The organism is Pseudomonas sp. Pme6b, assembly GCF_058129925.1.
In genome coordinates, this window is sequence record NZ_CM176704.1 from 1,122,352 (window position 1) to 1,141,351 (window position 19,000).

Here is a 19,000-nt window from a genome sequence, read left to right on the forward strand (position 1 = left end):
CAAAAATTGCGCAAGTAATGTTTTAATCCGCAATATTAGCAATCCTCTGCCTTAGCCTCAGGCCTATTCTTTTAACCAGAATCACTGCCCGGACACAGCGTCCAGCGCGACTCGCCGAATCAGGCCAGTCGCGGCCTCCCACCCAACAGGGTGTGCCAGGCCCCCGGGCTACATACTGTCCAGAAGACGGCATGAGGTGAGCCAACGTCAAAAGCGTTGCGCCAGGGCGAAGTATCTCAAGGGGGCCATTTGGTCCCCTTTTCTTTGTCTGCTGATAAAGTGCGCAGAACGGCGCTACGCTTAAACAGTCTTAATGACGTCAACCCGCGCTCTAGTGAGGAAAGCATGAAATCTGGCATCTGGCAGTTTGCGGGTGTGAGTCTGTTGTGTCTGAGCATCAGCGCTCAGGCATTGGCCGACGAACGTGATGATTCGCCGCGCAATCAGTTGTACAACAGCTCTGGCGAAAACGGGCAGCAGCGTCAGCAACAACAGCAGCGCTTCCAGGAACAGAATAATCAGCAGCGTCAGATCCAACAGCAGCAGAATCAGCAGCGCCAGGTCGAGCGTCAGCAGCAACAACAGATCAACCAGCAGCAGATCAATCAGCAACGTCAGATTCAGGAACAGCAGAACCAGCAGCGTCAGGTTGAGCGCCAGCAACAGCAGCAGATCCAGCAACAGCAGATCCAGCAGCGCAACGTCGAGCGTCAGCAGCAACAGCAGATCGATCAGCAACAACGTGATCAGCAGCGTCAGATTCAGCAGCAGCAAAACCAGCAGCGCCAGCAGTTGCGCCAAAGCCAGAACAACCTGCCGATCCAGGGTGGTCCTGGAGAGGTGTGGCAAACCCAGCAGCCGCGTCAGGGCTACTATCAGGACATCCCGCGTGGCAACAACCGCAACTGGCAGGCCGGTAACGGTCGCCTCAATGACCGTTGGGAAGGGCGTCCCGACGGGCGTGGCAATGGCTGGGGGCCAGGCCCGCAATATCGGCCTGGCTATGCGATAGATCGCGTACCGGGTGGCTACTCGCGTATTCCCTATCGTGGTCAGGACTATTACTACTCGGGTGGTTACTGGTATCGCCCGCAAGGCCCGCGTTATGTCGTGGTGACACCGCCTTACGGGGTACGTGTCAGCAGACTACCGTCCTACTCGCAGGAAGTGTGGATCGGCAGCAGTCTGCTGTTTCTGGCAGCCGGTACTTATTATGCCTACCAGCCTGACAGTCAGGACTACGTAGTGGTCAACCCGCCGCAGAACGAGGCGGTGTATCAGGCCCCTGCTGGACAGCAGGTCAATGGCTACGACCCGGTTGCCTACCCTGCCAATGGCCAGAGTCCGCAACAGGTCGAACTGGATCACTATCAGTGCTATTTGCAGGCCGCGCAGCAGAGCGGCTTCGACCCGGCCAATGTCAGCGGCCAGCCGCCGCCGGACTTGGTGGATGCCTATCGTCGCTCGATGGGTGACTGTCTGGCAGGGCGTGGCTACAACGTCAGCGTCAATTGACGCTGATCAGACATTGGCCTGCTTGACGACTTCCTGAGGGTCGGCGTGCACCAGCACTTCGGCCTTCGGGAATTGCTCGTGAATAGCATCGGCGACCTTGTCGCAGAGCGCATGGGCGACCGACAGGGTCAGTGTGCCCGGCAACTCCAGATGTAGCTGCACAAACCAGTGATTGCCGGATATCCGTGTACGCAGATCATGCGCCCCAAGCACGCCAGGCACGTCGCACGCCAGCGCCAGCATGCGCGTGCTGACATCGGCGGGCAATTCTTCATCCATCAACACCGACACTGTCTCGCGGGCGATCTGCAAAGCGCTCCACAAGATGTACAGCGCGATGCCCAGACCAAAATACGCGTCCAGCTGTTGCCAGCCGAAATAGGCAAGGGTCAGCGCCACCAGAATACTGGCGTTCAGCAGCAAGTCGGAACGGTAGTGCAGCGAGTCGGCACGGATGGCCGCCGAGCCTGTCGCCTTGATCACCCGGTATTGCAAGGTGAGCAGTGCGAGCGTCAGTGCGATGGAAATCACCATCACCACCATACCCAACAGCGGCGCGCCCAGCGGCTCCGGGTTCTGGATGCGTTCGACCGCCTGAACAGCGATCAGCACGCCACTGACGGTGATGAACAGCGCCTGCGCCATACCCGACAGCGCTTCCGCCTTGCCATGACCATAGCGATGATCCTCATCGGCTGGGCGCAACGCGTAATGCACCGCCAGCAGATTGAGGAACGAGGCCGCGCCATCAAGCAACGAATCGGTAAGGCCGGCCAACAGGCTCACTGAACCACTGAGCCACCAGGCAACGCCCTTGGCCAGGATCAGCGTCACGGCAACCGCCAGCGAGGCCCGCGTCGCCAGACGCAGCAGTCGGGAATGTTCGGCAGTGGTGCTCATGACGCTTCCTTGAACCGTATCGATATCAGGCTGCCGGGACCAGGCCCAAGGCTGCCAGTTGTTCCACGCTGCCTTTGTGCTGAATCAGGCGTGGGTCGTTCAGTGGCAGGGAACGGCCCAGCTCGGTTTCAATGATGGCTTGCAGCTTGGTGTTGTCGACGCTGCCGTCAGCCTTGATCGCCTTTTGCAGCTTCTGCGGATCGATCTGCGCATGCTCGCCGGGTGCGTAATAGATCGCGCCCGTCGCGAAGTCCACTGCAAACGCAATCACCCCGGGAACGATATAGAACAGCAGCGCAAAAGCATCCAGCGCCGCAATGGCCGGGTCAACCTTGCCATCAATCTGACCGCGACGGTCAGGATAGAAAATACTGCCGCAGGCAGAAATCTGAGTCAGCAACGTGGCGACCAGAACGCCACCGATCAAGCGAGAAGGAATGCGCATGGAAAGCTCCTGAGATGAAGAGGGCAACTATACAAGGCAATGGCTGCAAGGCTAAGACTATTGAGTGATGGCGTGGTTCTGCGGTTGATGAATGTTGATTTCGTGCTGCAGCTCTGCGTTACCACGCGTAGTAACGGTCATCATATTGGCTTGAGCCACGTTTCCCGGCGTCATGGGGACTTGTGTATGAATATGAGCTAGGTGGCATGGGAACGAGAGGTGTCCGGGAGAGCGCCTTTCGTCGTGCCAAGGCTCGGCATCCGCAAGCAACCCATACTGTATAAGGACGCAGGTTGCCGGGTTTTGATCTCAAATATTTTAACCGGTGTATCTTCGGTACGACCGTAAGTAGGCATTGAGCTAAACGTCATTTCCTCTAGCGTCTGGCAATTCCATACCTTCATTCTGGTCGCTTCGTACAGAATTCCCAGTGTCAGAGGCGTTTTGGCGCGCCTGTCTTTGGCTCGGAACAGCATAAAAATATCTGTACCTTCCGGTTTGAAGTATCGACAGTGGTCGTAATCGCCCTGACCCACATTGAAGTGATCAAAGAAGTCCTCCATGAAATGTCATCATTCCGTTTGGTAACATCTACCAAGCGATTTTCAGATCAGCTGCTGGATAAGCACTTCTTGGAATGCCGCTTACACTCTGCTTATTCGTTGCTGCCGATAATGCTCTCAGCTTGAGCTGGCTCCGGTGAGTCTCGCCACTTTATCCAGTCGCCGAGTGTGGCAGGTACTCGATCGTGGATCTTTATCCATGCATGTAATCCAGGTTCGATCCACTTGATGACTTCAGATACATCTCTATGCAGTTCATAGAGCGGTTGCCACAAAAGCGGCTCATGGTGGAAGCAACGGTTCCGCAGGTCACGTCCCTTGTTCAGGCGAGTGCGAATGTTGTCGGGTTGTCGCATGCTTTTAGGGCAGAAATAGAAAACCCGCATTAGCGGTTTTGACAGGTTGATGATGGTCGCCTGGTTGAATAGAGACGTCCAGAAGCCGAAGCTTAGCTCGGCTACGATGTTGTCTGGCGTAAGCTCAACCCTTCGATTACGAAGCTCATTCTTGGCCTCTGAAATCTTGTCATAAAGTTTCTGGAAATTTGCATTGCCAGTACCATTCCATTCTTCGTACCAGTCATCCCGGCCGTACTCCAAGGCCATTTCTTTCTGAATTCCGTTACGCACAGCTACCTCAAGAACATGAAAAACTGAAACGAGAGACTCGGCAATTTTCATATTGTGGACGTAAGCCTCTGCGGCTCGGTCCTTGCCTCGGTTGCCTTTCAGGTAGCGGGACATCCTTGGCGTAGAAAGCTTCGCCTCCAGCGTTTGCCAAACCATAGCGACTCACTGCTCCTGAGTGTAATGATGGCCGGTAGGCATTCCTTGGGCCAAAACCGAAAGGGTACACGTCAAGGATTTCTCTTAGAAGCCCATAGCTGTATCTGGATGGCTTTAAGACAAATTATCGAGGCGCGAGCGAGAAAGCGAAGTGAGCCCTGTCTTGGCGTGTGCTGGAGTTGGGCAAGCAGCCTAAGGTGCTCGTTCTGATCGCGATAGGTAGGTCAGGCGCTTTCAAATCCTATCTTGGGAGTTGACGTTGTCTCGTAGTGTGGTAAATTTACGTCGCTGCCCTGGAAACTCCACTCCCGTGCCACAAGAAACGGTGATGAGACTAGGTTAAGTTGTGGCCCCGCTTGCGGGGCCTCCTCGTTTTCGCAGTTTGGTAACGGCGGGTATCGTTTCCGACGCTCGGCTCTGGTTCTTGCCTGCTCACAATCACCTGTACTGCGCGGCTATTCAGGTATGGGCAAATGCAGGACTGTGAGTGAATCTCGACTCACCGCTTTCACCAACCAAATCCCGTTATCTGCCTGAAAAAACCGTACCCCGGCTTCAAACATACCCTTCGCGTCAACGGCAAGAAGCACCGGTTGCCCGTATCGTTTGCCGACGCTCATTGCGGTCATCTGGATCCTCAGTCAGATGAACATGATGCCGACTGCCTGCGATCAGCCCCTGTGTCTCGATGGAGGTCATGAAGCGACTTGCGGTGCCATGATAAAGCGTAGCTGGCGGTTCCTTTTCGGCGTGCTGCACTTGAACCTGAACGGTGCTGTGGCCCTGTGCTGCACGAATGCGCTGGTCATCTTCGGATAGCGTGAAGCGTTTTTTCTCGTTGGTCTCAACCACTTCATTCAATGCCTGGCGGTCGAAAGCATGGCCATGCGCGTTTGCTTTCCGGATCAGATCATCGACATCACTCCAGCCGTCGCGGTCCAAGGTCAGGCCCATTGATTCGGGGGCGTGGCGCAGCAGGTAGCTGAGCAATTTGCTGATTTCGTCACGTTGCTTTTTGTTCAAGGACGTGCACTTTTTCATTTGGGTGTGCGCCAAGTCTAAAGACAAACGTTAAACGGCTTCCATGCTCTCATCAGACGGTCTTTGACCGAAAACACTCCCGCTTTGCCAGTGTCCCCTTACCGCCCACTATTAACATCTGGTTTACTGTGCCCACGATAATTACAAAAACTCAGGAGTCATGTATGCAACCGATTCGTCTCGGTCTGGTGGGCTACGGCAAGATTGCGCAGGATCAACACGTCCCTGCCATCCACGCCAACCCCGCATTTGAGCTGGTGGCTGTCGCTACGCAAGGGCAGCCGTGTGCCGGGGTGGAGAACTTCAAGTCGCTGGGCGAGTTGCTCGAGAGTGGAGTGCAGGTTGACGCTATTGCGTTCTGTACGCCCCCGCAAGGCCGCTTTGCTCTGGTGCAAGAGGCGTTGGCGGCAGGCAAACACGTGCTGGTCGAGAAACCGCCATGTGCGACGCTGGGTGAGGCGATGGCGTTGGTGGAGCACGTGTCGGAGCAGGGCGTCAGTGGTCTGTTCGCCTGGCATTCGCGTTACGCGCAGGGTATCGAAGCGGCGCGTGAGTGGTTGTCCACCCGTACTCTGCAAAGTGTCCAGATCGACTGGAGGGAAGATGTGCGCAAATGGCACCCTGGGCAGGCGTGGATCTGGCAGCCCGGTGGCCTGGGTGTGTTCGATCCGGGTATCAACGCCCTGTCGATAGTGACTCACCTGCTGCCACTTCCATTGTTCGTCGAATCTGCCGAACTGCGCGTGCCGAGCAACTGCCAGTCGCCAATTGCCGCTTCTATCAAGATGTCCGACACGCGCCACCTCGATATTCATGCCGAGTTCGACTTCGATCACGGTCATGACGAACTCTGGAGCATCGAGATTCGTTGCGCCGAAGGCACCTTGCGCCTGGATAACGGCGGCGCACTGTTGAGTATCGATGGCGTGCGCCAGACGGTTTCGGAGGAAGGCGAGTACGCGGCGGTGTATCAACACTTCCAACAGTTGATCGGCAACAAGGCCAGTGATTTGGACCTGCAACCGTTGCGGCTGGTCGCGGACAGTTTTTTCGTGGGCAGTCGGGCATCCGTTGAACCGTTCTACGACTAAGAGCCTCTCAGGTACAGGTGGGGACAAGCGCTTTGTCGGCCCCCGCACACGTCAGCCTGACAAGAGAGCAGAAATTGGACAAAAAACAGCCTTGGCCTTGCAGTGAGCAGGAGTTGTCAGAAGTGCGACGGTTTAATAAAACCCTCGCGCGAATGCCGCGTTTCCAGATTCGCAATCGTGTTACACCCCGGTTGATTCAGGCGTTATTGCGTGCGGCTCAGATTGGCAGCGCTTTCAAACCGGGAGGGCATGGGCTGCAGATTGAAAAAAGAACGGTCAGCACGGATAACGTACCGGTCCCCGTGCGTATCATCAGGCCCAAAGGCAAACCCAGAGGCGTGGTGTTCGATATTCACGGTGGCGGATGGGTGATTGGCAACGCCCAGATGAACGATGAGCTCAACGTCGGCATGGTCAACGCCTGCAATGTTGCAGTGGTTTCGGTCGATTACCGGCTGGCGGTGACAACCCCCATTGAAGGCCTGATGGAAGATTGCTTTTCTGCCGCCTGCTGGCTGTTGGGCAAAGACTGCGAGGAGTTTGCCGGCCTGCCGGTTATCGTGGTCGGCGAATCCGCTGGCGGGCATCTTGCCGCAGCCACGCTTCTGAAATTGAAAAGCCGACCTGATCTGCTCGAGCGAATAGTGGGTACGGTCCTGTACTACGGCGTCTACGACCTGACGGGCACCAAGAGCGTGCGTACCGCAGGGCCGGAGACGCTGGTGCTGGACGGGCCGGGCATGGTCGGTGCAATGCGTTTGCTTACCCCCGACCGAAGCGACGATAAACGCCGCGAGCCGCCACTATCGCCTTTGTATGGCGATTTGACTGGCCTTCCGCCTGCACTGATGTTCGTTGGAGAGATCGACCCGCTGCTGGATGACACACTGCAAATGGCCGAGCGCTGGGCCGACTCGGCAGAGGTCGAAATGCACCTCATGCCCGAGTCGCCGCACGGCTTCATCCACTTCCCGACTACCTTGGCGCGCAAGGCTCTGGTGCGCAGCCGTGAATGGATCAATGAGCGGATCGACGCGCTGGGTTGAGCTCGCCTCTCAGCCTATCTCCGTGACCCACTTCGATACTGGGTCGCCACTGCTCAAGCCCGGCTGCACAAGACCGTCGATCATGAAGGTCGGCGACACGTGTATGCCGTTCTGGCGGGCGTATTTAGCGTGCCATTTCACGGCGTGCTCAAGCTCGGGATTGGCGAATGCGTCAGCCAGCGCAAGGCCGCTGTAACGCTCGATACGCACGATGATGTCATTGGGCGTCGCGTCCATGTTCGGGCCGCTTGCGTGATGTTCAAACTCGAACTCTTCACGGTGCGAGGCAACCGCTGTCATGACGGCCTTGGCGCTTTCCTTGCCGCCTTCCAGCGTTGCAGCCGCGAGTATGCAGCGCACGATAACGCCCGAAAACATGTGCCAGGGCTGGGATTGCAGGCGGATTTTGACAGTGATTTTGTCTTCTCCGGCCTGAGCCAGCAGTTCATCGAGCTTGAAGAATGCCTTCACTGAAAAAGGGCAGGTTGGCTCAAGGAAGACTTCGAACAGACGAGGCCCGTGGCCCCAGGAAAGTACGTCTGAATACATGGTCGTGTTGCTCCCGTCGATGGTTGTGCAGAAAACGCGCCGGGCTGATTGCATTGCGCCGAGCATGGTCACCAGAAGCGTTCTCGCGAACACCTCTCGTTCCTCACGCTCCGCGTGGGAATGCAGTTCGTGACGCTCCGCGTCACATTGCAACTTTGACGCCACCAGATGAAGGCGCCATAAAGCCTGAACTGTGGATCATGCGGATTTGAGAGCAAGTTCGTGCACGAGTTCGATTTTCAGGCCAGCAATGCGCTGATCCAGCGAATCTGCTGCGCAACCTCCCGCCATTTTTCTTCGCTCACGCCTTTCTGTGCCCTTTCGAAGTTGTTCAGCGTTTTCTGTTTTTTGCCCAATAAACGCTGCCACTTGAGCAGAAATGCCGGGCTGCGCGCCTGCATCTGCAGCGGGCCGAAATACAGTTCCTCGGCGGTGTAGGTCACGGGCCCGGTGCGCTCGGCGACGATGATTTCGTAGTCGAAACGGTTTTCCCGCAGCACTTCTTCGCTGACGATGCGGTAATCATGCTCCATCAGCCAAAGGCGCAACGGCTGCTCACCACCATTGGGTTGCAGGATCAGACGTTCCTGACCGCTCAGGCGCGCTTTGCCACGTTCAAGGATGTCGCGGATCGTCTCGCCACCCATGCCGCACATGCTGACCGCCGTTATCCCGTCTTCCGCCTCAATCGCCGCCAGACCATCGGCCAGACGCACGCAGACCTGTTGCTCCAGTTCGTTCTCGCGCACGGTGCGTTCGGCTGCGTGGAACGGCGTCAACGCCACCTCGCCAGCCACCGCCGCCGAGATGGCACCACGGTTCAGCAGCGCCACCGGCAGATAACCGTGATCCGAGCCGATATCAGCCAGCCGCGCACCGGCGGGTACGTGCGTCGCCACACGCTCCAGGCGCATGGACAATCTCTGTTCGTTCAACGGCAACCCCTTTCAGCACAAGCGTCCGGCAGCACGGCCGGGTCCGGGCGCGATTCTGTAGAGCAATGCAGCGTATTTCAACTTTCCGCGACATAGCCCGCGACTCGACCCCTAACTGACGCTCGCGTAGGCTTGGCGTTTTCCGTCCTTTGCAAAACAGAGATCTTATGGCAAACGCAGACATCATCTTCACCCCCGATCCCGATGCGGACTCCATCTCCTCGGACGTCGCCGACTTCAACGGCGTGCTGGTCAGCACCCAGATCCCGACCCATCCGGACGGCAGCCTGGAGCTGGGCGGCATCACCGAGCAGAGCGAATGCACCCTGCGGGCCCTGAAAGATGCATTGGAACGAGCCGGCAGCTCGATGGACCGCGTCATGCACCTGACCATCTACCTGACCGACATGGCAGATCGCGCCGCTTTCAACGAAGTGTACAAACGCTTCTTCAAAAAACCGTGGCCAGTGCGCGCAGCAGTGGGCGTGGCATCGCTGGCGGTTGAAGGTATGCGCGTGGAAGTAACGGCGATGGCGGCCAAGGCGGGCTGACCATAAGGAGATGGAATGCTACAGATACTGGGCAAAGCCTCATCGATCAATGTCCGCAAAGTGCTCTGGACCTGTGCAGAGTTGGACATCCCGTTCAAACGGCAGGACTGGGGCTCTGGTTTCAGGGAAACCAACACGCCTGAATTCATGGCACTCAACCCTAATGCGATGGTTCCAGTCATTGAGGACGATGGCTTCGTTCTGTGGGAGTCGAACACGATCATCAGGTACCTGGCGAACCGCAGCAACGCCGTGCATCTCTATCCAGCGGACGCAATAGCCAGAGCCAGAGTGGATCAATGGATCGACTGGCAGGCCACAGATCTCAACAAATCCTGGGGTTATGCCTTCATGTCGCTGGTCAGGCACAGCGTCGCCCATCAAGACCCTGACGCGCTGGCTGCCGGATGCCGTCAATGGACCCGACACATGGCGATCCTGGATCGACAGCTTGATGCTACCGGGGCGTACGTTAGCGGCAGCGAGTTTTCGCTGGCAGACATCCCGATGGGCCTTTCAGTAAATCGCTGGTTTGAAACCCCGTTAAGTCATCCGGACTTCCCGGCAGTGAAGGCCTATTACGAACGACTGAGCGAACGTCCCGGCTACCGCTTGCACGGCCGAAACGGAACGCCGTGAGCCTTATACCCGAGCCCTGCATCGAATATTGACTCGCCCGTGGAACCAGATCCTGTTGCTTGCCACCAAGACGACAATGAGTTTCCGGGAAAGCATATGATCAACCTCACCAGCATTGCATCTTCGTTGGCGCGTGTAGCGCTCAGCGATTCGACAAAGCCAACGATAGATCGCGCGATGAACGTCGTTAGCCATATCGCTGGCAAAGTGGCGTTGCAGGTCAACAGCTCATTGCTGGAGCAGAAAGGCCGGCTCAACGAGCGTCAGCAGAAAGGCCTCGCGGTAATCCTGGACGCATTGCGCGGCAAGGAACCGGTGACCAATGTCGAGACTCACGAAGGCGGAGGCCGATTCAATCTGGCACGAGCTGCCTTCGACGTAGCCAGCGTTGTCTGGGAGCGCGACAAGTCGATGCATAACGTGATGAGCTTTTTGGGCGTCAGCGACAGCCAAGGCAAGATGTTGTTCTCTCTGGGCAAGAAGCTGGCCGACGCGATGGCCAAGCCTGAGCCCGCGCAGGGCAAGGACAACTGTGAGGCGCACCACGCGTTCTTCTCCAGCAACCTGAAGCTGAACAAGCTGATGAACGACATCGCTGACCAGTTGATCAACGAGATTCGTCAGTCGAACACCGATCGCGTACGACGACCCACACCGGGCCCATCCTGGAGACCTGAAAGCGCCCAACAGCAAGCACATCCGCAAACGCCTCCACGCACTCGCCCGCAGGCCAACAGCACACCGCCGCCACCGAAAGCAAAGCCCAATGCAGGCGCTGAGCGGCCGTCAACGCAACGGCCCCACAACACACCAGCCGCTGACGCTTCCTCGAAGGTGGGCGATTCCGTCCCCGCCAAGCCACCCGTCAAGCCGTTGTACGAACACTTGGGCCTCTCGGACATGACGGCAGACCTCTCCGCAGTCAAAACGGCCTACAGGAAAGCCTCGCTGAAGAATCATCCTGATAAGAATGTCGGTAAGGAGGCTGAGGCGACTGAGCGTTTCAAAGTGATTTCAAATGCGTTCAAGATTTTGTCCGATCCAGAATTGCGCAAGAAATACGACAATGGCCTTATTGATGAGAAAGGTGACGAAGTCCAGGTCTGATTTTTCGACGTCTGGCATGCTTGCGGCAGTCTTTCTGGCGACTGCCGTTCAGCTAAAACACGCCGCCTGATTCCCCAACCCCACCCCGGTATACTCCCCGCATCTCTCCGGGAGCCCCCATGATCTCGTTACCCATCGATGCCGTCCTGCCAGCCCTGCGCCAGGCCCTGACCACGCGCCATGAAGCCGTACTCGAAGCCCCTCCCGGCGCGGGCAAGACCACGCGTGTGCCGCTCGCGCTGCTTGAGGAAACCTGGCTGGCCGGGCAGACCATTCTGATGCTGGAGCCTCGGCGACTGGCGGCAAGAGCAGCCGCCGAGCGGTTGGCCAGTGAGCTGGGCGAGAAGGTCGGCGAGACGGTGGGTTATCGGATTCGTCTGGAAAGCCGGGTCGGTCCGAAGACGCGTATTGAAGTGGTGACTGAGGGGATTCTCACGCGTCGTTTGCAGGACGACCCTGCGCTGGAAGGCGTTGAACCGCCCCGGGTTTCTCGGAGACCCTTTTGTTTGAGTCATGCCACCTGGGCAGACTCGGTGAGTTGCTGATAATAGATTGCTTCTGCTTCGACCGGTGGAATATGACCGATTGGCTCCAGCAGGCGGCGGTGATTGAACCAGTCCACCCATTTCAGGGTTTCCAGCTCCACCGCCCCCCGTGTGGGCCAAGAGCGTCGATGAATCACTTCAGCCTTGTAAAGACCATTGATGGTCTCAGCCAAAGCATTGTCGTAAGAGTCACCGACACTCCCGACCGATGGCTCAATACCGGCTTCGACAAGACGCTCGGTATAGCGAATGGACACGTACTGCACGCCACGGTCACTGTGGTGAATGAGTCCACCCTGCTTGACTGGGCGACGGGCGTAAAGGGCTTGCTCCAGTGCATCGAGTACAAAATCGGTACGCGCTGAACTGGACACCTTCCAACCGACGATGAATCGGGCAAAGACATCAATGATGAAGGCCACGTAAACAAAACCCTGCCAGGTACTGACGTAGGTAAAGTCCGATACCCATAGGGCGTTCGGGCACTCAGCCACAAACTGACGGTTGACATGATCCTGCGGGCACGGCCTGGCTTGGTCGCTGACCGTCGTCTTGACGGGCTTGCCGCGTACCACGCCTTGCAGGCCCAGCTCTCCCATCAGACGTTGCACCGTACAGCGGGCGACTTGCAGTCCGTCACGCAGCAATTGTCGCCAGACCTTGCGCACGCCATATACCTGGAAGTGCTCATCCCAGACTCGCTGGATGTGCTCACCCAGTTCCTGGTCACGCTGCGCACGCGCTGACTGCTGGCTGGGGTCAGCCTGCTGAGCAGCGTACCGGTAGTACGTCGACGGGGCGATTGGCAACACCTTGCAAATCGGCTCGACCCCGTAAGACTGGCGGTTTTCATCAATAAACGTCTTCATCGTTTGAATGGGCGGTCGAGCTCCGCCTGGGCAAAATAGGCTGAGGCCTTACGCAAGATCTCGTTAGCTTGACGCAACTGACGGTTCTCACGCTCCAAGAGCTTGACTCGCTCACGTTCGACTGTGCTCAGCCCATCACGCTGGCCGCTGTTGCGCTCAGATTGGCGAACCCACAGCCGTAATGTCTCGGGCGTGCAGCCGATCTTGGGGGCAATGGCACTGATGGTGGCCCACTGCGACTCGTACTCAGGAAGGTGTTCGAAAACCATCCTGATGGCCCGCTCACGGACCTCTGGGGAATACTTCGGTAGTTTTTTCATCGCTCCATCCTCTCAAAGGTTGGAGTCTCCGAGAAACCCGGGGCGGTTCACGTCGGGTTGCTGATTTTCGATGAGTTTCACGTTTTGTCACCTGCACCGAAAAAACCTGTATTTTGTCAAATCGTACAGCCCCGTGCCTTTGCCTAATTCCATCAGCCAACCGAGAAGCTAACCCTCCTGTCCGACCATTCTGGTAGTTAGCCCCACCCCCGGTAGGTGCCACGTCCCCGAAACCGCCGCCGAGCCAAAGTGAGCGGAAGGTTCCAAGTGGGCATTTGCGTCAGCAGCTCCAAGAAAGCCAAAGACCACATGTATGGTGCGTTCACAATCCGAGATCAATGGAGAACTTAGTATCAATCTCGCCTTTCGGAAATGCGTGGGCAGGAACCTTGGACAACAGGTGACGTGCTAGCTGCAGTAGCGCACAGCCATTGATAGGTACGATCTGATCTTTATGCTCCCCTGGCCCCCGCATGCCAGGAAAGCCGAAACCTATTCCTTGAACTTCATCCGCGTTCTCCAAAGCCCGATAAAGCGTTACTCGGTGTAGCGTTGGGATTTGTGAAAAATCAATGGCAGCGCGTTCGTCACAGTGATCTTCAAAGAAGCTGAATGTTAATGGCTCAATTGCTTGCTCCAAATGTTGTGGAGTCACATAGGCGCACGCCAGTGAAATGTGTTTTGTACTGGCATAACCTGCAGCGATCATCCTTTTTCGTTCTGCTTCTGTTATAAAATCAATATCCATTGCGTGTATATCTTAAAGCTTATTGAATTGTAATTAAGCAAGGGCTTGTGTAGGTTTGCTTCCACCCACTTACTTGTATAGATGCCGGGTCAGATTTCGGCTCACAGGCAGTGCTCACATCGCACGATCTTGTTGATATAGGTGGGTACATAATGGTGGAAGTCTCTGATCCTCGCTGGGTGGTAATGTGCCTTGATGCATTCGCTTGGAATATCCGAGCGCACCACGTAGCAGGGGGTAGATGACATCCCGAGTGGTGTCTTTGTCCGAAGCTGCCCCCATTCGGACAATAGCATTCTTGCTACCTCTAACTGCTGCAGGGGCGGAACCAAGTCAATCGGGATGTCCACTTCCAGGATGGTCGGAATTCCAATGGTACGTAACCGCAGCCGGTAGTCTTCTCCGCCACGGCCACCGGTTCCTAGTTTTGCTGCCAAGGCCAAAAGATATTCGCTACCGTTGATAACGTAGTGGCCGAAGTCTTCGAGCATCTCGCGATCATCTCCCGAGAGCCATATTCTACCCTTTTCGCTAGACTCGCGATGAGCCATGTCCAGAATGGCTTGTTCAAGGTCGACCAGAGGAACGTCAGAAAATAGCAATCGGAACCTTTCAATGATTGCGTCGGCGTTTTGGCCCTTCAGCCCATCTGAGTAATAGGACGACAGTGATTCCGGCCGACACCCGTGAAAACCTTTGAAGTGGGAATAGAACGAGGACATGCGACTACTAAACTTTGCAACGACCTCTTCGTGATCGGGTAGCCAGTCCATGACGTCAGACCAACATTTGGGGCGAGTGCGCTCCAGGGTGGCAGTCAGCTTCGGGGTCAATAAGCCTTTTGAGTATGAACGAATGTCGCCCAACCATTTCCGGCGGGCACGCCAATCTGAGAATTTTCTCAGTCATATTTTCCTTATGATTCCTGTCCTGTGAGCCGAGGACTAGTCGGTACCACAGGTCACGCTTTACGCCTGGGCTGACGACTGGCCTTTGGGAAGCTAATCCCGAGAAGCCCATCCCGTTAATAAAAGCTTACCCCTAGATGAGCCTTATGACGGACAGCACATGGTTCCGCTCAGGAATAACGGATAAGCAGTTTTTTTATGGCTAACAGCTAGGTAACAGTAAAGCGGCTTGGTCATGAGCGCCTACGCCGCTTGAGCCTGCCCAAAAGCTGTCACGGTTTGCGAGAGCCCCAAGTCCAGACAACGCGTGTCCGCTGTGGTTGGCGCAACGCGTCAGTGCCAAACAGCGTTTAGCCGTGTAAAGACGGAGGCCTGTGCACAACGAGTGCTGGCCAGATTGCTGATGGCTCATTTCCCAACTGCAGCCGTCTTCTAGAACTGAGTTTGAGCAAAATGCGCAAGCTATTGAACCCCTTCGATGCGGCGGACGAGGATCATCTGCTCCGATTAAAAGGAAGCACCACACCGCTGTCGGCAGATTTGATCGACGAGTCCCCGCTGACCATAGACTTCAGCTTGGCCAGATGGAAGACCGAAGCTTTCCCCGACAGATAACGCTCCGGCAACCCAGCAAGCTTTTCGACATCGTTTGCAGCCAAACCGATATAGCTCGATACCGACTCAATCGGCATGACCCCAGAAGAGGACAACAACTCGATCGTACGCTTGAGAAGGCGAGGTTGTTCAGGAGCGCGCGCATCATCACCTGGCTCAGATTTAGCTCCCCACCGGGCTGACCTGCGTTTGAACAGAACCAGCTTCGCATCAGCATCGATGATCTTGAGCGCTTCAAGACGCATGATCATGGCGGCGACCGAGACGCCCCAGCGCTGTTTGAGCAACAGGAGGCTGTCCAGTGTGACCGGAGTCCTGACATCAGCAGCAAACGTTTCTGCCGGCAGCAGAAAGGCTCCCGCGAACCGGTGAGCCTGCGACTCCATCAACTTGTAGCGCTCGGGGTCGGTTGAGCGGTCAATACCCTTGTGCAGAATGAGGTGACCGAGTTCATGCGCAAGGTCAAATCGACTGCGAAAGCCATTACCCTTGTCGGCGGAAAGCAGGATCAGCGGCCTTTGAAGCTCGTGGCTCCAAGCTGAAAGTCCTTCGATCGGTGCGATACCGGTTTCTTCGCGAACCACGATGACGCCAGCTCCCTCCACAGCCAATGCCAAATCAGGAATTGCGCGACGGCCGAGACTCCAGAGGTCTCTGCACTCGCTGGCCGCTTCCTCGATATCGGAATTGGCAATTTGCTGAGGATCCGTGAACGTCCTTACGGGTAGGTTAACGTCCGGAAAATCGACAAATTCGCTCATCGCCAGGACGATGTCCTGCGTCCATTCAAGCCGAGCTTCCAGCATCGCCCTTGCGGAGACATGCGCGGACGCATTGCTTCTGAAAAGAGGCAGCGATCCTTTCTTGGGAAGAGGGCGAGTGAACCATTCAGGGCTGACATTGATGACCTTTGAGAGGCTCTCCAGCGCCTCCGCTTCGGGTGCCTGCTGACCCGATTTCCACTTGCTGATCGTGGCGGGCGACACGCCGACCATGGCAGCAAGCTGTACCTGAGAAAGGGCGCGGGCAGCCAATGCTTGCATCAATCGACCTGGCTGGAAATCTGTAATGCCCCGGCTCATGTTTCTTCCTGTCCTCCGAGCTCGATGAGGCCCGATTTGAGTTTAACTTTTGCGTTGTCGGCCTGTTTAGGAGCCGCTTCATAGCGATCTAGGAACTGGCTTAAAGGTTCCCGAAACAGCCAGCCATCCATTTTCGGAGTGGGCACCGCGATATAGACCTGCAGCGGCGTCTCGGGATGATGATGCAGTGAACCGCTGAAACGTGCGACGAAGAAAAAGGCCCCGGAGGTCACATCCTGAGGCCCAAGAAGGGATGGCTGCACCAGTTGGCTCATGGCCTCATTTGCTTCGGCCAGCTCACGTCGGATGATGCTACGAGTGGGTCGATTCCAGTTCGCAGTGCTCATGTTCAAGCGCGCAAACTTAAGAATTCCAGCCTGGCCCACGATCACGCGGTTACCTTGGGGGGAGATCAATTCAGCGTTGGATGCCTCCAGCAAGTCGCTGAAGCGCTCGTTCATCAGGATGTGCCGCATTTGTCCCAGAGCAGTTTTGCGCTGCTTACTCACCTCCTTCGTCACCCCGTAAGCCTGTAGCGCACCGGCAGCAAAGGCGTCTTCGACACCCATCACGAGGTCGCGCGAGACGTTGGCGATTAGCAAGGCGGCAATAGCTTCAGGGGTTAGGGTCATTGAGTCATGCTCTGGTTTCGGGTGACGAGATTATATACCTTAAAAATTTCGTGTGGGAAGGGTTTTTGCTAATATGATGTGGCCTGACATATTTTCTTAGGGTATAAGCCTGTCGACGCCATCGAGCGGGATATGCGTTTTTTGCGTGGGCTTGGAACCTCGCTTAGGTGCTGGTAGCGCTATCGGGGGTAAAGCTTGCACATTAGGTGGGTAGCCGAGCTGGCGAAACATGTCCCCCACCTGACTGTTGTCACGCAGAATTTGGAGGACTTACATGAGCGCGCCGGCAGTCAGGATGTCGTCCATCTCCACGGCAGTCTTCATTCCCCACGTTGCATTGCTTGCTCAGCACCTTACCTGGATGATTTACCGTCACTGCCAATACCTGAGGAAGGGCTTAGGATTGATCCACCACGTTGCGGGACTTGTGGTGGATTGATACGGCCTGGTGTTGTCTGGTTCGGCGAGATGCTGCCTCAGGCCGAATGGGCCATGGCACTCGCGGCGTCGGAGGAATGCGACGTCTTCATTTCAGTTAGAACGTCTGGTGTTGTATATCCTGCCGCCGAGCTGCCTTTGCGGGCACTTGGCAAAGGGGCGACCGTTGTGCGCGTGAACCCGATCCAGTTCGATATCAGCTGCCGAGAATTCTTTATGCACGGGACGGCATCGGAACAGCTACATCTGCTAGTGGCTTCGGCTTTCAGTTAGGTTCTTTTTCAAGCCCCGCATGTTCATCAGCGCCAGGATAATTTCCAGCGTGATAAGGCCATAGGCTTCGTGACTGGCACCCCATATTACCCAGAGCGCATTCCCGGCGGTGAAACACCAGAATGCAATCACACGTCGACGGGCTCGGACGGATCCCATGAACCACGCCGCAAGTACGGTGATGGCCATCGCAGGCCATTGGAGAAACTCAATGAGCGACATGTAGATCCTTGGGGTTGGCGAAAATCATTTCGATGGCCCATGAGCGCTTGAACCGATCCTCACGAGGCCAATGAGTCGGCACTGCGCCATCTCACATCTGTGATTCCAAACTGTTCCGCCCTAGGTTTGGATGTCCTTCGAGTTTGATCGCGATTGCTGCGCGGTATATGGCCAAAACCGGCATCGCAACTAGCCCAGTGCCAAGCTTCCGCGTTGCCCATTTTGTCAGCGCGTATCACGAAGCTCCTGGCTTCGCCATGAAGGACATAGTCGATTGTATAAAGTCCGCTGTTCATCGATATCGCTCCCAGACCGTGATCGAGATAACAGATTTCGCCCGAAAAAAATAATTCAATTTTGAGCGTAAACGGCAGGATAGAGGGGTTTTGCACTCGAAGGGATGGGCAAATTGCTAGTACACCGATGTGAAAGCTCAGCCACCAAGCGAGGCCTTTTCAAGGTGCTCAACTCGTATTAAAGTCCTCAGTTGCGGGTTTTTCCGCACCACGACTCCACCACTGACACCTACCCATAGGGGGGCTTGTGTCGTTGCCCATCACCGCTCGCCAGCTCAACGCCCTGCGGGCACTACGCCATGTCAATCCTGATCTGGGGGACTTGGCCAGCGCGGTTGCATTAGCGTTTGACGCCTCGAAAGTCGACAATCCTGAGCTGGCTCGGTTAATCCTTGAGAAGACATGTCGGCGGATCGTTGCCGGGCAAGCTGGTAGTCACGAGGCCATGATCCGGCATCTGGAGCAATTCGGCAGCCTAGAATGCCTATCGCCCCAGCAAGTCCGAGAGTTCTGTGAACGTATCCGCAAGCTCGCGTAGCCTAAGAGCCTCCTTTTCGAAAAAGCAGGGCGAGCCTGCTTAAGCGATCAGGACAACCAGGACTACACAGTGTCCGAACCGTACTCAGCTTTCCATTCCTTCAAAACCTTATGGTTCCCGCCTGTGGTTTCAACGACCTCGCCCGAATGCGGGTTCTTGTACAGCTTCATAGCACGAGGCTTACGAGTGCCCTTCACCTGCGGGGCGGCGACAGTTCTGCCGGGCTTGAAACCACCTTGAGGATCTAGGATCGAGACGGATGATGTGCCGCTCTTCGGATTTGGTGGTTTGCATGTTTTTACCCTGGATTTAGACGAACCGTTGGCTGGCGCGAAATGAACGATTCA

The 19,000-nt window shown here is 56.3% G+C and carries 21 protein-coding genes, 4 pseudogenes and 1 other annotated feature; of the genes and pseudogenes, 9 read left to right on the top strand and 16 right to left on the bottom strand.

All coding sequences use genetic code 11. The annotated features are described in order from the left end of the window. Nucleotides 1-300: 300 nt before the first annotated feature. Nucleotides 301-849 carry a hypothetical protein gene (locus tag AC4ANE_RS05015; protein ID WP_369812040.1) on the bottom strand — a complete coding sequence of 183 codons (549 nt, stop codon included), beginning with the start codon at nucleotides 847-849 and terminating at the stop codon, nucleotides 301-303. Between AC4ANE_RS05015 and AC4ANE_RS05020 the strand changes: the two genes are divergently transcribed. Continuing rightward, nucleotides 841-1,515: a DUF6515 family protein gene (locus AC4ANE_RS05020; RefSeq protein ID WP_223216206.1), complete on the top strand. Its 675-nt coding sequence runs from the start codon at nucleotides 841-843 to the stop codon at nucleotides 1,513-1,515. The genes AC4ANE_RS05015 and AC4ANE_RS05020 overlap by 9 nt on opposite strands. A gap of 6 nt (nucleotides 1,516-1,521) precedes the next feature. On the opposite strand, the gene AC4ANE_RS05025 is transcribed toward AC4ANE_RS05020, so the two are convergent. The 5 genes and pseudogenes from AC4ANE_RS05025 to AC4ANE_RS05045 form a co-directional block, all read right to left on the bottom strand. Continuing rightward, entirely contained in the window at nucleotides 1,522-2,415 is an 894-nt protein-coding gene (locus tag AC4ANE_RS05025) for a cation diffusion facilitator family transporter (protein ID WP_002555303.1), read from the bottom strand. Between the two features lie 25 nt (nucleotides 2,416-2,440). Beyond that, nucleotides 2,441-2,860 carry a hypothetical protein gene (locus tag AC4ANE_RS05030; protein ID WP_002555302.1) on the bottom strand — a complete coding sequence of 140 codons (420 nt, stop codon included), beginning with the start codon at nucleotides 2,858-2,860 and terminating at the stop codon, nucleotides 2,441-2,443. Nucleotides 2,861-3,156: 296 nt separating this feature from the next. Further along, nucleotides 3,157-3,426: pseudogene (locus AC4ANE_RS05035) on the bottom strand (DUF1493 family protein); the annotation flags it as partial. Nucleotides 3,427-3,515: 89 nt separating this feature from the next. Next, nucleotides 3,516-4,208: an Abi family protein gene (locus AC4ANE_RS05040; RefSeq protein WP_031594972.1), complete on the bottom strand. Its 693-nt coding sequence runs from the start codon at nucleotides 4,206-4,208 to the stop codon at nucleotides 3,516-3,518. 455 nt (nucleotides 4,209-4,663) lie between these two features. Beyond that, nucleotides 4,664-5,231: pseudogene (locus tag AC4ANE_RS05045) on the bottom strand (RNA 2'-phosphotransferase). A 182-nt stretch (nucleotides 5,232-5,413) separates the two neighbouring features. On the opposite strand from AC4ANE_RS05045, the gene AC4ANE_RS05050 reads away from it, so the two are divergent. Beyond that, on the top strand, nucleotides 5,414-6,340 hold the full coding sequence (locus tag AC4ANE_RS05050; RefSeq protein WP_002555299.1) for a Gfo/Idh/MocA family protein: 927 nt from the start codon (nucleotides 5,414-5,416) through the stop codon (nucleotides 6,338-6,340). Nucleotides 6,341-6,414: 74 nt separating this feature from the next. After that, a complete protein-coding gene (locus AC4ANE_RS05055) occupies nucleotides 6,415-7,386 on the top strand; it encodes an alpha/beta hydrolase (RefSeq protein ID WP_002555298.1) in 972 nt (323 codons plus the stop codon). Between the two features lie 9 nt (nucleotides 7,387-7,395). Here AC4ANE_RS05055 and AC4ANE_RS05060 read toward each other — a convergent pair whose 3' ends face one another. After that, nucleotides 7,396-7,935: a DsbA family protein gene (locus AC4ANE_RS05060; protein ID WP_002555297.1), complete on the bottom strand. Its 540-nt coding sequence runs from the start codon at nucleotides 7,933-7,935 to the stop codon at nucleotides 7,396-7,398. A 239-nt stretch (nucleotides 7,936-8,174) separates the two neighbouring features. Then, complete coding sequence (locus tag AC4ANE_RS05065; RefSeq protein WP_002555296.1) at nucleotides 8,175-8,870, bottom strand: tRNA (adenine(22)-N(1))-methyltransferase; 696 nt, start codon at nucleotides 8,868-8,870, stop codon at nucleotides 8,175-8,177. Nucleotides 8,871-9,037: 167 nt separating this feature from the next. Between AC4ANE_RS05065 and AC4ANE_RS05070 the strand changes: the two genes are divergently transcribed. The 4 genes and pseudogenes from AC4ANE_RS05070 to AC4ANE_RS05085 all read left to right on the top strand — a co-directional run. Next, nucleotides 9,038-9,421: a RidA family protein gene (locus AC4ANE_RS05070; RefSeq protein ID WP_002555295.1), complete on the top strand. Its 384-nt coding sequence runs from the start codon at nucleotides 9,038-9,040 to the stop codon at nucleotides 9,419-9,421. A 15-nt stretch (nucleotides 9,422-9,436) separates the two neighbouring features. Continuing rightward, the gene (locus AC4ANE_RS05075) at nucleotides 9,437-10,060 is read left to right on the top strand and encodes a glutathione S-transferase family protein (RefSeq protein WP_002555294.1); all 624 of its coding nucleotides are present in this window, start codon (nucleotides 9,437-9,439) and stop codon (nucleotides 10,058-10,060) included. Between the two features lie 96 nt (nucleotides 10,061-10,156). Continuing rightward, nucleotides 10,157-11,167, top strand: a complete 1,011-nt coding sequence (locus AC4ANE_RS05080; protein ID WP_002555293.1) for a J domain-containing protein — start codon at nucleotides 10,157-10,159, stop codon at nucleotides 11,165-11,167. A gap of 119 nt (nucleotides 11,168-11,286) precedes the next feature. Then, nucleotides 11,287-11,640 (top strand): annotated as a pseudogene (locus tag AC4ANE_RS05085) (hypothetical protein); the annotation flags it as partial. 38 nt (nucleotides 11,641-11,678) lie between these two features. Here AC4ANE_RS05085 and AC4ANE_RS05090 read toward each other — a convergent pair. From AC4ANE_RS05090 to AC4ANE_RS05110, 5 genes are all read right to left on the bottom strand, one after another. Beyond that, nucleotides 11,679-12,901 (bottom strand): IS3-like element IS51 family transposase gene (locus tag AC4ANE_RS05090; RefSeq protein ID WP_095178853.1). Its coding sequence is split into 2 segments (ribosomal slippage): nucleotides 11,679-12,616 and nucleotides 12,616-12,901, totalling 1,224 coding nucleotides; the frame shifts between segments, so codons are not numbered across the junction. Beyond that, nucleotides 12,507-12,623, bottom strand: a sequence feature (AL1L pseudoknot). It overlaps the preceding gene by 117 nt. A gap of 322 nt (nucleotides 12,902-13,223) precedes the next feature. Then, on the bottom strand, nucleotides 13,224-13,649 hold the full coding sequence (locus AC4ANE_RS05095) for a hypothetical protein (RefSeq protein ID WP_082301361.1): 426 nt from the start codon (nucleotides 13,647-13,649) through the stop codon (nucleotides 13,224-13,226). A 101-nt stretch (nucleotides 13,650-13,750) separates the two neighbouring features. Beyond that, nucleotides 13,751-14,422, bottom strand: a complete 672-nt coding sequence (locus AC4ANE_RS05100; protein WP_044423928.1) for a hypothetical protein — start codon at nucleotides 14,420-14,422, stop codon at nucleotides 13,751-13,753. Nucleotides 14,423-15,051: 629 nt separating this feature from the next. After that, on the bottom strand, nucleotides 15,052-16,254 hold the full coding sequence (locus AC4ANE_RS05105) for an XRE family transcriptional regulator (protein WP_002555291.1): 1,203 nt from the start codon (nucleotides 16,252-16,254) through the stop codon (nucleotides 15,052-15,054). Continuing rightward, a complete protein-coding gene (locus tag AC4ANE_RS05110) occupies nucleotides 16,251-16,886 on the bottom strand; it encodes a hypothetical protein (protein WP_002555290.1) in 636 nt (211 codons plus the stop codon). Before AC4ANE_RS05110 ends, AC4ANE_RS05105 begins: the two co-directional genes overlap by 4 nt. 195 nt (nucleotides 16,887-17,081) lie before the next feature. Between AC4ANE_RS05110 and AC4ANE_RS05115 the strand changes: the two genes are divergently transcribed. Continuing rightward, nucleotides 17,082-17,597 (top strand): Sir2 family NAD-dependent protein deacetylase, encoded by a 516-nt coding sequence (locus AC4ANE_RS05115; protein ID WP_080718854.1) that lies wholly within the window; start codon nucleotides 17,082-17,084, stop codon nucleotides 17,595-17,597. Here AC4ANE_RS05115 and AC4ANE_RS05120 read toward each other — a convergent pair. Further along, nucleotides 17,574-17,819 (bottom strand): hypothetical protein, encoded by a 246-nt coding sequence (locus AC4ANE_RS05120; protein ID WP_002555289.1) that lies wholly within the window; start codon nucleotides 17,817-17,819, stop codon nucleotides 17,574-17,576. The genes AC4ANE_RS05115 and AC4ANE_RS05120 overlap by 24 nt on opposite strands. 59 nt (nucleotides 17,820-17,878) lie before the next feature. After that, nucleotides 17,879-18,115 carry a DUF6555 family protein gene (locus AC4ANE_RS05125; RefSeq protein ID WP_080718853.1) on the bottom strand — a complete coding sequence of 79 codons (237 nt, stop codon included), beginning with the start codon at nucleotides 18,113-18,115 and terminating at the stop codon, nucleotides 17,879-17,881. 247 nt (nucleotides 18,116-18,362) lie between these two features. Here AC4ANE_RS05125 and AC4ANE_RS05130 point away from each other — a divergent pair, with 247 nt between their 5' ends. Next, on the top strand, nucleotides 18,363-18,653 hold the full coding sequence (locus AC4ANE_RS05130; RefSeq protein ID WP_460408737.1) for a hypothetical protein: 291 nt from the start codon (nucleotides 18,363-18,365) through the stop codon (nucleotides 18,651-18,653). 62 nt (nucleotides 18,654-18,715) lie between these two features. On the opposite strand, the pseudogene AC4ANE_RS05135 reads toward AC4ANE_RS05130, so the two are convergent. After that, nucleotides 18,716-18,910, bottom strand: a pseudogene (locus AC4ANE_RS05135) (histone-like nucleoid-structuring protein, MvaT/MvaU family); the annotation flags it as partial. Nucleotides 18,911-19,000: the final 90 nt, after the last annotated feature.

Bases quoted from the DNA above. Each gene is read 5' to 3' on its own strand.
- AC4ANE_RS05025 (WP_002555303.1), bottom strand. From the start codon at position 2,415: ATGAGCACCACTGCCGAACATTCCCGACTGCTGCGTCTGGCGACGCGG.
- AC4ANE_RS05030 (WP_002555302.1), bottom strand. From the start codon at position 2,860: ATGCGCATTCCTTCTCGCTTGATCGGTGGCGTTCTGGTCGCCACGTTG.
- AC4ANE_RS05040 (WP_031594972.1), bottom strand. From the start codon at position 4,208: ATGGTTTGGCAAACGCTGGAGGCGAAGCTTTCTACGCCAAGGATGTCC.
- AC4ANE_RS05050 (WP_002555299.1), top strand. From the start codon at position 5,414: ATGCAACCGATTCGTCTCGGTCTGGTGGGCTACGGCAAGATTGCGCAG.
- AC4ANE_RS05060 (WP_002555297.1), bottom strand. From the start codon at position 7,935: ATGTATTCAGACGTACTTTCCTGGGGCCACGGGCCTCGTCTGTTCGAA.
- AC4ANE_RS05070 (WP_002555295.1), top strand. From the start codon at position 9,038: ATGGCAAACGCAGACATCATCTTCACCCCCGATCCCGATGCGGACTCC.
- AC4ANE_RS05075 (WP_002555294.1), top strand. From the start codon at position 9,437: ATGCTACAGATACTGGGCAAAGCCTCATCGATCAATGTCCGCAAAGTG.
- AC4ANE_RS05080 (WP_002555293.1), top strand. From the start codon at position 10,157: ATGATCAACCTCACCAGCATTGCATCTTCGTTGGCGCGTGTAGCGCTC.
- AC4ANE_RS05095 (WP_082301361.1), bottom strand. From the start codon at position 13,649: ATGGATATTGATTTTATAACAGAAGCAGAACGAAAAAGGATGATCGCT.
- AC4ANE_RS05100 (WP_044423928.1), bottom strand. From the start codon at position 14,422: ATGGACTGGCTACCCGATCACGAAGAGGTCGTTGCAAAGTTTAGTAGT.
- AC4ANE_RS05105 (WP_002555291.1), bottom strand. From the start codon at position 16,254: ATGAGCCGGGGCATTACAGATTTCCAGCCAGGTCGATTGATGCAAGCA.
- AC4ANE_RS05110 (WP_002555290.1), bottom strand. From the start codon at position 16,886: ATGACCCTAACCCCTGAAGCTATTGCCGCCTTGCTAATCGCCAACGTC.
- AC4ANE_RS05120 (WP_002555289.1), bottom strand. From the start codon at position 17,819: ATGTCGCTCATTGAGTTTCTCCAATGGCCTGCGATGGCCATCACCGTA.
- AC4ANE_RS05125 (WP_080718853.1), bottom strand. From the start codon at position 18,115: ATGAACAGCGGACTTTATACAATCGACTATGTCCTTCATGGCGAAGCC.